Raw genomic sequence first — 13,049 nt, forward strand, 5'->3', positions numbered from 1 at the left:
GTCATCGTCCGAGATACACTTCGACAACGCGCGGATCGGCGCTGACCTGGTCGAGCGAACCCTCGGCCAGGGTCGAGCCCTCGTGCAGCACCGTCACCTTGACGCCGAGCGCGCGCACGAAGCTCATGTCGTGCTCGACCACGACGACCGAATGCGACTTGTTGACCTCGCGCAGCACCTGCGCGGTGGTTTCGGTCTCGATGTCGGTCATGCCGGCGACCGGCTCGTCGACCAGCATCAGCTTCGGATTCTGCGCCAGCAGCATGCCGATCTCCAGCCACTGCTTCTGCCCGTGGCTGAGCCGGGCGCCCAGCATGTGCTGCTGCGGGCCCATGCGGATGATCGACAGGATCTCCTCCAACCGGTCGTTCTCGGCCTTGCTTGGCGCAGCCAGCAGCAGCTGATACCAGTTCCGCAGGCCCGCCAGCGCCAGCAGGAGATTGTCGCGCACCGTATGGTTGTCGAAGACGGTGGGCTTCTGGAACTTGCGGCCGATACCGAGCGTGGCGATGCTGGCCTCATCCAGCTTGGTAAGATCGGCCCTGCCGTCGAACACCACCTCGCCCGAATCGGGCCGCGTCTTGCCGGTGATCACGTCCATCATGGTGGTCTTGCCGGCGCCGTTGGGCCCGATGATCGCCCGCATCTCGCCCGGCTCGATCAGCAGGGAGAGGTTGTTCAGAGCCTTGAAGCCATCGAACGAGACGCTGACGCCGCTGAGATAGAGCAGTGCCGACGTGCTGCGCGCGTGGGTGATGCCGGGGGCCTTCATGCTGTGGCCCTCGCCCGGCGCTCGCGCGATCGGTTCATGAGCTGGTTCCACAGGCCGACGACGCCCTTGGGCAGCAGCAAGGTCACAACGATGAACAGGGCGCCCAGCGCGAATAGCCAGACCTCCGGCAACGCGCCGGTGAGCCAGGTCTTGCCGAAGTTCACGAGGAAGGCGCCGATCACCGGACCGATCAGCGTGCCGCGCCCGCCGACCGCGACCCACAGCACGGCCTCGATCGAATTGCCGGGCGAGAACTCGCCGGGATTGATGATGCCGACCTGCGGCACGTAGAGCGCGCCGGCGATGCCGGCCATCGCCGCCGACAGCACGAAGACGAACAGCTTGTAGCGCTCGACCCGGTAGCCCAGGAACCGCATGCGGCTCTCGGCGTCGCGCACGGCGGTCAGCGCCTTGCCGAAGCGCGAGCCGACGATGGCGGCGGAGATCACCAGGAAGATCGCCAGCGCAAGCGCCGAGGCAAAGCACAGCACGGCGCGCGTCGTGTCGGACTGGACGGAGTAGCCCAGGATGTCCTTGAAGTCGGTCATGCCGTTGTTGCCGCCCAGCCCCATGTCGTTGCGAAAGAAGGCCAGCAGCAGGGCGAAGGTCATCGCCTGGGTGATGATCGAGAGATAGACGCCGGTGACGCGGCTGCGGAAGGCGAACCAGCCAAGCGCCAGCGCCAGCACGCTGGGGACCAGCACGATCATCGGTGCTGCAAACCAGAAGCTGTCGAAGCCGTGCCAGAACCAGGGCAGCTCCTTGTAGTTCAGGAACACCATGAAATCGGGCAGCAGGGGATTGCCGTACACGCCGCGCGTCCCGATCTGGCGCATCAGGTACATGCCCATGCAGTAGCCGCCGAGCGCGAAGAAGGCGGCGTGGCCGAGCGTGAGGATGCCGCAGAATCCCCAGACGAGATCGACGGCCAGCGCCAGCGAGGCGTAGCAGAGATACTTGCCGACGAGCTGCACCGCCCAGGACGGCATGCGGAAGGCGCTATCCGGCGGCAGGAGCAGGTTCGACAGCGGCACGAGGATGCCGACCGCCAGGACCAGCAGGACGAAGATGCGCAGGTTGCGGGTCATGCCCTGCCAGAGGAAACGCGTGATCATTCGACTGACCGGCCCTTCAGCGCGAACAGGCCGCGCGGCCGGCGCTGGATGAACATGATGATGAACACCAGCACCAGGATCTTGCCCAGCACCGCGCCGGCATAGGGTTCGAGGAACTTGTTCACGACGCCGAGCGTCAGCGCGCCGATCAAGGTGCCGAACAGGTTTCCGACGCCGCCGAACACCACGACCATGAAGGAGTCGATGATATAACCCTGACCGAGGTTGGGGCTGACATTGTCGATCTGGCTCAGCGCCACGCCGGCGAGACCGGCGATTCCCGAGCCCAGGCCGAAGGTCAGCGCATCGACACGCGGCGTGCGGATGCCGACCGCCGCCGCCATCGGGCGGTTCTGCGTGACGGCGCGCATGTAGAGGCCGAGCGGTGTCTTGCGCAGCAGCAGGATCAGCGAAGCGAAGACGATCAGCGCGAACACCACGATCCACAGGCGCCCGTAGGTGATGTTGAGCTGGCCGAGCTGGAAGGCGCCCGACATCCACGACGGCGCCCCGACCTCGCGGTTGGACGAGCCGAAGATCGAGCGAATGGCCTGCTGCAGCACGAGCGACAGTCCCCAGGTCGCCAGCAGCGTGTCGAGCGGACGGCCGTAGAGGAAGCGGATGATGGAGCGTTCGATCAGGATGCCGATGGCGCCCGACACGACGAAGGCCAGCGGCAGCGCGATCAGCAGCGAGACGTCGAACAGGTGCGGCGCCGAGGTGCGGATGACTTCCTGGACGACGAAGGTCGTGTAGGCACCCAGCATGACCATCTCGCCATGCGCCATGTTGATCACGCCCATGGTGCCGAAGGTGATGGCGAGCCCGATGGCGGCCAGCAGCAGCACGGAGCCGAGCGAGATGCCGTACCAGACGTTCTGCGCCATCTGCCAGGCGGCCAGCGCCTGCTCGATCGAATCGGCGCCGGCCGTGGCGGCCGTCTTGACCTCGCCGTCGGAGGCGGCGGCGACAGTCTTGAGGATACCGAGCGAATCGCGGTCGCCGCGCTCACGAACCAGGGCGATCGCTTCGAGTTTCTGCGCCGGCGGCGAGTCCGCGGTCGCCAGCACGATGGCGGCGCGCGCCTCGCTCATCGCGCGCTTGATGCGCGGGTCCTTCTCGGCGGCCAGCGCCTGGTCGAGGGCCGGCAGGGCCGTGGCATCGCGGCGCTTGAAGAGCGAGTCGGCGGCATTGAGCCGGACCCGGGAATTGGGGCTCATCAGGGTGAGCGAACCGACCGCGGCTTCGATCGTGCCGCGCAGGCGGTTGTTGACCCGTACGCGGTCGAGGTCGGCTTCGACGGCGCTGCCGGCCGGCTTGCCGGAAATCGCCTCGGTCAGCGCCAGCCTGTTACCGTCGGTCTTGCCGATGACCGCGAGCTTGTCGGAATTTCGAATGTAGAGCTGGCCGGCGCCCAGAGCTTCGAGGATCGGCGCGGCGCGCTCGTCGCCCGAGGCCGCCAGCGCTGTGATCGCCGCCTCACGCTCGCTCAAACCGCCGGAGGTGAGATTGCCGACGAGGGCCGTGAGGTCGGCCGCGAGAGCCGTTCCGGCCAGGGCCAGTGACGCCAGCACGGAGAGCAGGACCGTGAACGGTCGAAGAAGAGACATGTGCTGTGGCTTATCCCCGGGAGATGGAAACGGGGCGACCCGAAAGTCGCCCCGTCCTGCGAGTCCTCTACGTCGGCCTTACTTGGCCGCCTTGCCGATGCACTTGTTGGCGACGGTGTCGAAGTTTCCGCAGTTCACGGGCTTCGTCCAATCAGCCTTCAGGTTCTTGGAGTCGTCGAGGATCGGCGACCACGCGGCGCCCGGGACGAGGCCGGGGGTCTTCCACACCACGTCGAACTGGCCATTGCCCTCGATCTCGCCGATCAGCACCGGCTTGGTGATGTGATGGTTCGGCAGCATCTCGGAGATACCACCCGTCAGGTTCGGGACCTTGATGCCGATGATCGCGTCGATCACCTTGTCGGGATCGGTCGTGCCGGCCTTCTTGACCGCCTCGACCCACATGTTGAAGCCGATCACGGAGGCTTCCATCGGATCGTTGGTCACGCGCTTGGCGTTCTTGGTGAAGGCCTGCCAGGTCTTGATGAACTCGGCATTCGTCGGATCCTTGACCGACTGGAAGTAGTTCCAGGCTGCCAGATGGCCGACCAGCGGCTTGGTGTCGATGCCGGCGAGCTCTTCTTCGCCCACCGAGAAGGCGACGACCGGGATGTCCTTGGCCTTGATGCCCTGGTTGCCGAGCTCCTTGTAGAATGGAACGTTGGCGTCGCCGTTGATGGTCGACACGACGGCGGTCTTCTTGCCGGCCGAACCGAACTTCTTGATGTCGGCCACGATCGACTGCCAGTCGGAATGACCGAACGGCGTGTAGTTGATCATGATGTCTTCCTTCGGAACGCCCTTCTGGAGGAGGTACGCTTCGAGGATCTTGTTGGTCGTGCGGGGATAGACGTAGTCGGTACCGGCCAGGACCCAGCGCTTCACGTCGCCGCCGTCCTTGCTCATCAGGTAGTCGACGGCCGGGATCGCCTGCTGGTTCGGCGCGGCGCCGGTGTAGAACACGTTACGCTGGCTCTCCTGGCCCTCGTACTGGACCGGGTAGAAGAGGATGCCGTTCAGCTCCTCGAACACCGGCAGCACCGACTTGCGGCTGACCGAGGTCCAGCAGCCGAACACCACGGCGACCTTGTCCTTCTGCAGCAGCTCGCGCGCCTTTTCGGCGAACAGCGGCCAGTTCGACGCCGGGTCGACGACCACGGCCTCGAGCTTCTTGCCCAGGAGGCCGCCCTTCTTGTTCTGCTCTTCGATCATCATCAGCACGACGTCCTTCAGGGTCGTCTCGCTGATCGCCATCGTGCCCGACAGTGAATGGAGGATGCCGACCTTGATCGTATCCCCTGCTTGCGCAAACGCGCTGGTCGCCGCGCTGGCCAGGAGGCCGGCGGCGACGAGGCCCGTCCGCATGAGTGTTCCCAACTTCATCCCGCTCTCCTTGATCTTCGACGGTTTCTCCCCGCCGAAAATCAAGGGAAGCGAAAGTCGTGCCAAACCAACCGATGCCGTTGGGGAAAGGATTAGTTGGCGATCAGGACCAGCGCGCCGCCGGCCATGACGGCGCCGCCCAGCGCCCGCAATCCGAGGTCACCCACAGCGCGGCGTGCAACCCATCCGAGTCCCAGGCCGGCGGCGTGCAGCAGGGCGGTCGCCGCCACGAAGCCCAAGATGTAGAGGCTGGTCCCGCTCGTCGGCGCTTCGATAGCGTGGGCATAGCCGTGGAAGACTGCAAAAAGCCCGACGACGGCCATGGCTGCGGCAGACGGAAGACGCACCGCAGCCATGATAAGAGCGCCTAGGATCAGGACCGACGCGACGATAACCGCCTCCGTGAGAGGCAATTTAATGCCCGCGAATCCGGCATCTGCCCCGACGAGCATCATCGCGATGAAAGAAACCGGCACGAGATATGCGGCGGCGGGACGCTTGACCGCGAGCAGCGAGGCCCAGACACCGACACCGACCATCGCCAGCAGATGGTCCAGTCCGGTGAAGGGATGGGCAAATCCCGAAGCCTCATGCCCCGAGTGCGCCAGGACGGGGCTTGCCACCGTCGCGAGCAAAGCCGCCAGGCGGATCGATCGAATGTTCATTGAGTTCTCCTCTTTATCAGCTCAACCGCGCCGGCAGGCCGCCCTGCCGCACGATGAAGGCCGCGATATCTTCCAGGCCCTTATTCTCCTTGAGATTGGAGAAAATGAAAGGCCGTTGGCCGCGCATCCTGCGGGCGTCGCGATCCATGACGCCAAGATCGGCGCCGACCAGCGGCGCGAGGTCGATCTTGTTGATGACCAGCAGGTCGGATCGGGTGATGCCGGGCCCGCCCTTGCGCGGGATCTTCTCGCCGGCCGAAACGTCGATCACGTAGATCGTGAGATCGGCCAGCTCGGGCGAGAAGGTCGCGGCGAGATTGTCGCCGCCGGATTCGACGAAGATGACCTCCAGGTCGGGCCACTTGCGGACGATATCTGAAACGGCGGCCAGGTTGATCGAGGCATCCTCGCGGATCGCCGTATGCGGACAGCCACCAGTCTCGACGCCGACGATGCGGTCGGGCGCCAGCGCCCCGGCGCGGGTCAGGAACTCGGCATCTTCCTTGGTGTAGATGTCGTTGGTGACCACGGCGATGTCGTAGGTGTCGCGCATGCGCTTGCACAGGCGCTCGACCAGGGCGGTCTTGCCCGATCCGACAGGGCCGCCGACCCCCACTCTGAGCGGACCACGCAGGCTCATTTGTCCAGTTCTCCAGCCACCAGGGCGATGTATCCCACGCCGAGCAAGAGGCAGTAAGGCGAATAGTATTTCCGGTTGCGCGTGGCAAACGGCTCGATGGTGAAGTGCGTCTTCCAGCGCGCGCTGAAGCCCGCGATGCCGCGCGCCATGAAGATGCCGGCAATCGCGTAGGTGCCAGCCAACACCACATTCTCGTGGATCCGGCCCAGCGCATACCAGGGCCACAGCGCCATCAACGCAAGCCCGAAGGCGACGATGAAGCACTGCCAGGGCGGCGGCATGCGGCGGCGTCCGTCGCCCACGACACTGCGCGCCAGGGCCTCTTCGCTGGCCTCCGGCCAATGACTGCCAAAACCCCACATCGCATGAATGACGGCAACGGCGCCCACGCCGATCGTCAAAAGAAGAGCCATAAAGGCGGTCATGATCGGAAGAGCCGTGTGTACTGCGTTTCGTGGCGGAGCGAACACCAGTCGAGCAGCGGAGTCGCCGTCCCGACCTCGTCCAGGGATTCGACCGCAATGGCGGCCTGCGCCGCATGGTTAACCGAAGCTTCGAGTGCGGCCAAGGCAATCTGGCCGTCGGTCTGGCCGAGCGGCACGGCGCGCAGAGCGGCCGATATCAGGTTGGCGGTGAAGGCGTGGAGATAGCCCGCCAAAGCCTGTTCGAGCGCGATCCCGTGGACCGCAGCGGCGAGCCCAACCGCGACCGGCAGGGCCAGCTCGCCCTCCAGACGCCGGTGCACTTCGTCGAGCGCGGCATGCGGCCAAGCGGTGCGGGTGATCGACAGGAAAGAGCCGCCCTGCTGGCGCGATTCCAGGGCCATCTCGGAGGTGCCACGCCAGGCAGCGGCGCGCTCGGCAACAGCGTCGAAGGCCGGCCAATCGCCCGCGGATGCCGCCCGCCAGCCCGCCGCGAACAGCGCCCCGTCGACGGCGCCGGTGCCGCGCCGCAGCACGCTGTCGAGCCAGGCGACCAGCGAGGCGCGGTCCCTGATCAAGCCCTCTTCCACTGCCGTCTCGACGCCGTGGCTGTAGCTGAACGCACCGATCGGATAGGCCGGCGACAGCCAGGCCAGCAGCCGGTAAAGAGGGTCGCTACCCATGACGCTCCGGGTGCAGCCCGCCATGGCGATGACCGGTATCGTGATTGTGCTGGCCGTAGGCGCCGCCTTCCGGATCGAACGGCACGCGCACCTTGCGCACCTCGGCGCCCAGCCCCTTCAGCATGTCGACGATGACGTGATCGTCGCGGATCAGGATGCGGTCGCTGTCGATCTGGGTCGGCAGGTGGCGATTGCCGAGATGCCAGGCGAGCCGGGCGAACGACGCGGCATCGCGGCCGCGCACCTCGACGAGGTCCTCGTCCGCGGCCTTCACCTCGACGAAACCGCCCTCTTCCAGCTTGAGCCCATCCCCTTCGTGGAGAACCACGGGCTCGACCAGGTCGAGCAGGAAGTCGAGCCCGCCGTCGCCCAGCATGCGCAGGCGCCGGCGATAGCGATCGTCGAACAGCAGGGTGACGGTGTCCGTGCGCTCCGCCACCGGCCAGCGGCCGGCGCGCACGACTTCGATGGCGCGCTTCATGAACATTCCATCGCGCAACACACACCCATTGTCATCCCGAGCACAGCGAGGGACCTTTGAGGCAACAGGAAAGGTCCCTCGCTGTGCTCGGGATGACAATTTTCGGGTCGCATACGCCGTGCCTAGAACAGGAAATACCGTTGCGCCATCGGCAGCGACGTGGCGGGCTCGCAGGTCAGCAGCTCGCCGTCGGCCCGCACCTCGTAGGTCTCGGGGTCGACGTCGATCTTGGGACAGGTCGAATTGTGCACCATGTTCTTCTTGCCGATCTTGCGCGTGCCCTTCACCGGAAGAAGCGACCGGGTCAGTCCCCACTTCTTGGCAACGCCTTTGGTGATGGCCGCCTGCGAGACGAATAGAACCGGGCTCGTCACCAGTGCGCGGCCGAAGGCGCCGAACATCGGCCGATAGTGGACCGGCTGCGGCGTCGGGATCGAGGCGTTGGGATCGCCCATGGGGGCGGCGATGATCGAGCCGCCAATCAGCACCATGTCCGGCTTGGCGCCGAAGAAGGCCGGCGACCACATCACGAGATCGGCGCGCTTGCCGACCTCGACCGAGCCGACATGCTTTGCGATGCCGTGCGTGATGGCGGGATTGATCGTGTACTTGGCGACGTAGCGCTTCACGCGGAAATTGTCGTTGTCGCCGGTCTCTTCCTTCAAGCGACCGCGCTGCTTCTTCATCTTGTCGGCGGTCTGCCAGGTGCGGATCACGACCTCGCCGACGCGGCCCATCGCCTGGCTATCCGACGACATCATCGAGAAGGCGCCGATATCGTGGAGGATGTCCTCCGCCGCGATGGTCTCCTTGCGGATGCGGCTTTCGGCGAAGGCCACGTCCTCGGGAATGGCGGCATCGAGATGATGGCAGACCATCAGCATGTCGAGATGCTCGTCCACGGTGTTCACCGTGTAGGGCATGGTCGGGTTGGTCGAGCTGGGCAGGACGTTCTTCTCGCCGGCGAGGCGGATGATGTCCGGCGCATGGCCGCCGCCTGCGCCCTCGGTATGGAAGGTCGCGATGGTGCGGCCCTTGAAGGCGGCGCGCGTCGTCTCGACGAAGCCCGATTCGTTCAGCGTGTCGGTATGGATCGCCACCTGCACGTCGTAACGGTCGGCCACGGCGAGACAATTGTCGATGGCGGCCGGCGTGGTGCCCCAGTCCTCATGCAGCTTGAGACCGCAGGCACCCGCCTCGATCTGCTCCTTGAGGCCGGCGGGCTTGCTGGTATTGCCCTTGCCGAAGAAGCCGAGGTTCATCGGCAGGCCTTCGGCGGCCTGCAGCATGCGGCCCATGTGCCAGGGACCCGGCGTCACCGTGGTCGCGAGCGTGCCGTGCGCCGGGCCGGTACCCCCGCCCATCATGGTCGTGACGCCGCTGTAGAGCGCGTCGTCGATCTGCTGCGGGCAGATGAAGTGGATATGGCAGTCGATGCCGCCCGCGGTGATGATCTTGCCTTCGGCCGCAATCGCCTCGGTGCCGGGACCGATGACGATGTCGACGCCGGGCTGGACGTCGGGATTGCCGGCCTTGCCGATCGCGACGATCACGCCGCCCTTGAGGCCGATATCGGCCTTCACGATGCCCCAGTGGTCGACGATCAGCGCATTGGTGATGACCGTGTCGACGGCGCCCTGCGCGCGCGTTTTCTGGCTCTGGCCCATGCCGTCGCGGATCACCTTGCCGCCGCCGAACTTGACCTCTTCGCCGTAGATCGTGTGGTCCTTCTCGACCTCGATGAAGAGCTCGGTGTCGGCCAGCCGCACCTTGTCGCCCACGGTCGGGCCGAACATATGGACATAGGCCGAACGCGAGATGCGTGTCGGGCCTTCGTTCGACGGTCCGACCTTGGCGATGGGACCGAGCTTGCCGCCCACCCTGCCCTGGAAACCGTGACTCTCGCGGCCGCCCATGTAGGGCGTGAGTCGCACGGTGCGCGACTGGCCGGGCTCGAAGCGCACGGCGGTGCCGGCGGCGATGTCGAGCCGCATGCCCTTCGCGCGCTTGCGGTCGAACTTCAGCGCGTCGTTGGTCTCGAAGAAATGATAGTGGCTGCCGACCTGGATCGGCCGGTCACCGGTGTTGGCAACCTCGATGGTGATCGGGTTGCGGCCCTTGTTGAGCTCGAGTTCGCCGGCACTGGGGAGGATTTCACCCGGGATCATGGCGTGTCTCCTCAGCGGATCGGCGCGTGGACGGTGACGAGCTTAGTGCCGTCGGGAAAGGTCGCCTCGACCTGGATCTCGGCCAGCATGTCGGCGATGCCGTCCATCACCTGCGCCCGCGAGATCACATGCGCGCCGTCGCGCATCAGGTCGGCGACCGAGCGTCCGTCGCGCGCCCCCTCGACGACGAAATCGGTGATCAGGGCAACGGCCTCGGGATAGTTGAGCTTCACGCCGCGCTCCAGACGGCGGCGCGCCACGACGGCTGCCATAGCCACCAGGAGCTTGTCCTTCTCACGCGGCGTCAGATTCATCGACCGTTTCCCCCTGCCGGTTGGGCCCGACTATAGCGCGACCGAGTTTGCATCAAACATGCCAAACACGGGGCAATCGCCGGCCACGAAATTCGGTGAGAAACCGGATGGTCGCGTGCCGTACCTCGGTCGCTTCGCCCAGCAGGCGCGCGACCATGATGCCGTTCACGACGGTGACGCCGGCGCGCACCTTGTCTGCAGATTCGAGCAGCGCGCGGGCCTTCTCGAAATGGGGCTGCGGCGCGTCCCACACGCCGATCACCGTTGCCAGCGCGTTGGCCGTGCCGAAACCGGCGCCGTCCGGCGTCTCGCCCTCGACCCGCAGCGTATCGGTCCAGACGAGGCGACCGGGCCGGCGCACCGACCAGGCATCCAGCAGCAGGCCCGACGTGAAGCGCTCGCCCGAGGCACCCCGGCCCAGCACCACCATCTCGCAGGCGAGCAGCGAGCCGCCCTCGACCACTTCGGCCACGGTCCGCCGCTTGAGACGTGAGCCCTCGAAGACGATGGTCTCCTGCGGCAGCCACTCCAGGATCGCGCCCTCGGCGACCCGCACCTCGACATCGATCCTGCAGGGATCGCTGCCCCGCGCGGCGCGGTATATCTTTTCGGCGGCCTGCGTCGTTGCGACAGCCTCGGCTCCCGGCCCGATCTCGACCGCCATCTTGAGGGCGTCGCCGCCCGTGACGCCGCCCGAGGTGGTGATCATCACCGCCTGCGGCGGTTCGCCTACCTCCGGCTTGGGGAACAAAACCCGGCAGGGGTCGCGTTGATAGAGGTCGCCCAGGCGCGTCTTGCCGTCCCGCAGGTCGAAGGTGACCCGGCTTTCGCCGGAAGAGCGCTGCATGCGGGGGGATAGACTGGTGGTCATCGGCTTCGACTTGATAGATTAAGGATGGAAATGAGCAAGGCCTTCACCAAGGAAAGCGACGACGGCGACGAGGACGACCTGCCCGACGATGTGGGCGGACTGCCGGCCGGCGCGAAGAACTACATGACCCCGCAGGGCTTCGAGCGCATGCGGGAAGAGCTGATGACGCTCATGCGCAAGGAGCGACCCGAAGTCGTGCAGGTCGTGTCCTGGGCGGCGGCCAACGGCGACCGCTCCGAGAACGGCGACTATCTCTACGGCAAGAAGCGCCTGCGCGAGATCGACCGCCGCATCCGTTTCCTCAGCAAGCGGCTGGAGCGCTCCGAGGTCGTCGACCCGGCCAAGCGCGCCAAGACCGACCAGGTGTTCTTCGGCGCCACCGTGACCTACGTCAATTCGAAGAACGAGGAACGCACGATCAAGATCGTGGGCGTCGACGAGGTCGATCCGGGCCGCGGCCATGTGAGCTGGATCTCGCCCATCGCGCGCGCCGTCATGCGCGCTCACGAGGGCGATGCCGTGCGCATGAACACGCCCGGCGGCGAGGAAGAGCTCGAGATACTGAAGGTCGCCTACATTTAGGCCCCCGAGAGGTGCGTCCGCGCACGTTGTCGTCGGATACCGGCCGGCCTAGCCTCGCCGGTGCGTAGCGTCGCGTTGCATTGCGTCGATCGCATAAGCAAAAATCCCGGAGGAGACGACCATGACGCAGCAGAAGAGCGGCAGCGATCTGTCACGCCGCGGCCTCATCGCAGCCGCCGGCGCCGTTGCGATGGCGCCGGCCATACTTCGCGCCCAGACGCCGGCGGCCCCGGCACCCGCACCGGCCGTGCCGGCCAGCACCGTCACCACTCCGCCGCGCGACTTCGGTCCCAACGGTGCGCCCACCACCTATTTCCGCGATCCCGACATAATCACGGTCGATCCCGCCTTCAACGCGATCACCCAGCCCAACGCCGCCATCACGCGCCTGTGGACCGGCGCCCTGTGGTCGGAAGGTCCCGCCTGGAACGCCCAGGGCCGCTATCTCCTATGGAGCGACATCCCGAACAACCGTCAGCTCCGCTGGCTCGAAGACGACGGCCATGTGAGCGTCTTCCGCACGCCGTCCAACAACAGCAACGGCAACAGCTTCGATTTCCAGGGCCGTCAGATCTCCTGCGAGCACCTGACGCGGAGGGTCGTGCGCTACGAGCTCGACGGCTCGGCCACCGTCCTGGCCGACAACTACCAGGGCAAGAAGCTGAACTCGCCCAACGACGTGGCGGCGCATCCCGACGGCAGCTACTGGTTCACCGATCCGCCGTATGGCGGCCAGCTCTATGAGGGCACGCCCGACGTCGCGGGCGGGCCGAGCAACACCAATGGCCGCCTCAATCCCCGGCTCGGCCAGCCGCCGGGCATCGGCACGGCGCAACGCGAACTGCCGACCAACTGCTACCGCATCGATCCGAGCGGCAGGATCGATCTCGTCGTCACCGAGGAGCAGGTGCCGGATCCGAACGGGCTCTGCTTTTCGCCCGACTACAAGAAGCTCTACGTTGCCAGCACCGGCAAGGGACCGGGCGACACCGGACCTGGCGGCAAGGGCGACGTCCATGTGTTCGACGTCGGCACCGACAACAAGCTTTCCAACGGCAAGCTGTTCGCCGACTTCATGATCGACGGCATCAAGTGCGGGCCCGACGGCCTGCGCACCGACGTCAACGGCAACCTGTGGGCCTCGAGCAATGCCGGCCGCAATCTCGGCTACAGCGGCGTCACAGTCTGGTCGCCGGAGGGCAAGCTGCTGGGCCGCATCCGACTGCCCGAAGTCTGCGGCAATGTCTGCTTCGGCGGACCGAAACGGAACCGGCTGTTCATGGCGGCCAGCCAATCGCTCTACGCCGTCTATGTCGGCACCCAGGGCGCCGGGCCGGGCTAGC

14 protein-coding genes are annotated in these 13,049 nt (G+C 66.2%); 2 read left to right on the forward strand and 12 right to left on the reverse strand.

The genetic code is table 11. From position 1 onward, the window contains the following. Nucleotide 1 precedes the first annotated feature (1 nt). From urtD to AC1ROX_RS14840, 12 genes are all read right to left on the reverse strand, one after another. Nucleotides 2-772 carry an urea ABC transporter ATP-binding protein UrtD gene (gene urtD, locus AC1ROX_RS14785; RefSeq protein ID WP_493126699.1) on the reverse strand — a complete coding sequence of 257 codons (771 nt, stop codon included), beginning with the start codon at nucleotides 770-772 and terminating at the stop codon, nucleotides 2-4. Further along, complete coding sequence (gene urtC / locus AC1ROX_RS14790) at nucleotides 769-1,887, reverse strand: urea ABC transporter permease subunit UrtC (protein ID WP_493126700.1); 1,119 nt, start codon at nucleotides 1,885-1,887, stop codon at nucleotides 769-771. The genes urtD and urtC overlap by 4 nt, the downstream gene beginning before the upstream one ends. Next, nucleotides 1,884-3,497, reverse strand: a complete 1,614-nt coding sequence (gene urtB, locus AC1ROX_RS14795; protein WP_493126701.1) for an urea ABC transporter permease subunit UrtB — start codon at nucleotides 3,495-3,497, stop codon at nucleotides 1,884-1,886. Before urtB ends, urtC begins: the two co-directional genes overlap by 4 nt. A gap of 78 nt (nucleotides 3,498-3,575) precedes the next feature. Beyond that, nucleotides 3,576-4,880, reverse strand: coding sequence for an urea ABC transporter substrate-binding protein (gene urtA, locus AC1ROX_RS14800; protein WP_493126702.1), 1,305 nt, complete (start codon nucleotides 4,878-4,880; stop codon nucleotides 3,576-3,578). Nucleotides 4,881-4,972: 92 nt separating this feature from the next. Beyond that, entirely contained in the window at nucleotides 4,973-5,545 is a 573-nt protein-coding gene (locus tag AC1ROX_RS14805; protein WP_493126703.1) for a HupE/UreJ family protein, read from the reverse strand. Between the two features lie 16 nt (nucleotides 5,546-5,561). Continuing rightward, a complete protein-coding gene (gene ureG, locus AC1ROX_RS14810) occupies nucleotides 5,562-6,185 on the reverse strand; it encodes an urease accessory protein UreG (RefSeq protein ID WP_493126704.1) in 624 nt (207 codons plus the stop codon). Further along, nucleotides 6,182-6,610, reverse strand: a complete 429-nt coding sequence (locus AC1ROX_RS14815; RefSeq protein WP_493126705.1) for a DUF3995 domain-containing protein — start codon at nucleotides 6,608-6,610, stop codon at nucleotides 6,182-6,184. The genes ureG and AC1ROX_RS14815 overlap by 4 nt, the downstream gene beginning before the upstream one ends. Continuing rightward, nucleotides 6,607-7,290, reverse strand: coding sequence for an urease accessory protein UreF (locus tag AC1ROX_RS14820; RefSeq protein ID WP_493126706.1), 684 nt, complete (start codon nucleotides 7,288-7,290; stop codon nucleotides 6,607-6,609). The genes AC1ROX_RS14815 and AC1ROX_RS14820 overlap by 4 nt, the downstream gene beginning before the upstream one ends. Continuing rightward, nucleotides 7,283-7,771 (reverse strand): urease accessory protein UreE, encoded by a 489-nt coding sequence (locus tag AC1ROX_RS14825; RefSeq protein WP_493126707.1) that lies wholly within the window; start codon nucleotides 7,769-7,771, stop codon nucleotides 7,283-7,285. The genes AC1ROX_RS14820 and AC1ROX_RS14825 overlap by 8 nt, the downstream gene beginning before the upstream one ends. A gap of 122 nt (nucleotides 7,772-7,893) precedes the next feature. Further along, a complete protein-coding gene (ureC, locus tag AC1ROX_RS14830; RefSeq protein ID WP_493126708.1) occupies nucleotides 7,894-9,939 on the reverse strand; it encodes an urease subunit alpha in 2,046 nt (681 codons plus the stop codon). Between the two features lie 11 nt (nucleotides 9,940-9,950). Next, a complete protein-coding gene (locus AC1ROX_RS14835; RefSeq protein ID WP_216956016.1) occupies nucleotides 9,951-10,253 on the reverse strand; it encodes an urease subunit gamma in 303 nt (100 codons plus the stop codon). 52 nt (nucleotides 10,254-10,305) lie between these two features. Then, complete coding sequence (locus AC1ROX_RS14840) at nucleotides 10,306-11,100, reverse strand: urease accessory protein UreD (protein ID WP_493126709.1); 795 nt, start codon at nucleotides 11,098-11,100, stop codon at nucleotides 10,306-10,308. 54 nt (nucleotides 11,101-11,154) lie between these two features. Here AC1ROX_RS14840 and greB point away from each other — a divergent pair, with 54 nt between their 5' ends. Further along, on the forward strand, nucleotides 11,155-11,706 hold the full coding sequence (gene greB, locus AC1ROX_RS14845) for a transcription elongation factor GreB (protein WP_493126710.1): 552 nt from the start codon (nucleotides 11,155-11,157) through the stop codon (nucleotides 11,704-11,706). Between the two features lie 121 nt (nucleotides 11,707-11,827). Beyond that, nucleotides 11,828-13,048 carry an SMP-30/gluconolactonase/LRE family protein gene (locus AC1ROX_RS14850; RefSeq protein ID WP_493126711.1) on the forward strand — a complete coding sequence of 407 codons (1,221 nt, stop codon included), beginning with the start codon at nucleotides 11,828-11,830 and terminating at the stop codon, nucleotides 13,046-13,048. Nucleotide 13,049 lies beyond the last annotated feature (1 nt).

It is taken from the genome of Reyranella sp. GW821-FHT14A01, from assembly GCF_058803965.1.

What these genes read in the sequence shown, in the direction of transcription:
- greB (WP_493126710.1), top strand. Translation starts at nt 11,155, where the DNA reads ATGAGCAAGGCCTTCACCAAGGAAAGCGACGACGGCGACGAGGACGAC.
- urtC (WP_493126700.1), bottom strand. Translation starts at nt 1,887, where the DNA reads ATGATCACGCGTTTCCTCTGGCAGGGCATGACCCGCAACCTGCGCATC.
- AC1ROX_RS14815 (WP_493126705.1), bottom strand. Translation starts at nt 6,610, where the DNA reads ATGACCGCCTTTATGGCTCTTCTTTTGACGATCGGCGTGGGCGCCGTT.
- AC1ROX_RS14825 (WP_493126707.1), bottom strand. Translation starts at nt 7,771, where the DNA reads ATGAAGCGCGCCATCGAAGTCGTGCGCGCCGGCCGCTGGCCGGTGGCG.
- AC1ROX_RS14820 (WP_493126706.1), bottom strand. Translation starts at nt 7,290, where the DNA reads ATGGGTAGCGACCCTCTTTACCGGCTGCTGGCCTGGCTGTCGCCGGCC.
- AC1ROX_RS14805 (WP_493126703.1), bottom strand. Translation starts at nt 5,545, where the DNA reads ATGAACATTCGATCGATCCGCCTGGCGGCTTTGCTCGCGACGGTGGCA.
- AC1ROX_RS14835 (WP_216956016.1), bottom strand. Translation starts at nt 10,253, where the DNA reads ATGAATCTGACGCCGCGTGAGAAGGACAAGCTCCTGGTGGCTATGGCA.
- ureC (WP_493126708.1), bottom strand. Translation starts at nt 9,939, where the DNA reads ATGATCCCGGGTGAAATCCTCCCCAGTGCCGGCGAACTCGAGCTCAAC.
- AC1ROX_RS14840 (WP_493126709.1), bottom strand. Translation starts at nt 11,100, where the DNA reads ATGCAGCGCTCTTCCGGCGAAAGCCGGGTCACCTTCGACCTGCGGGAC.
- urtA (WP_493126702.1), bottom strand. Translation starts at nt 4,880, where the DNA reads ATGAAGTTGGGAACACTCATGCGGACGGGCCTCGTCGCCGCCGGCCTC.
- ureG (WP_493126704.1), bottom strand. Translation starts at nt 6,185, where the DNA reads ATGAGCCTGCGTGGTCCGCTCAGAGTGGGGGTCGGCGGCCCTGTCGGA.
- urtB (WP_493126701.1), bottom strand. Translation starts at nt 3,497, where the DNA reads ATGTCTCTTCTTCGACCGTTCACGGTCCTGCTCTCCGTGCTGGCGTCA.
- urtD (WP_493126699.1), bottom strand. Translation starts at nt 772, where the DNA reads ATGAAGGCCCCCGGCATCACCCACGCGCGCAGCACGTCGGCACTGCTC.
- AC1ROX_RS14850 (WP_493126711.1), top strand. Translation starts at nt 11,828, where the DNA reads ATGACGCAGCAGAAGAGCGGCAGCGATCTGTCACGCCGCGGCCTCATC.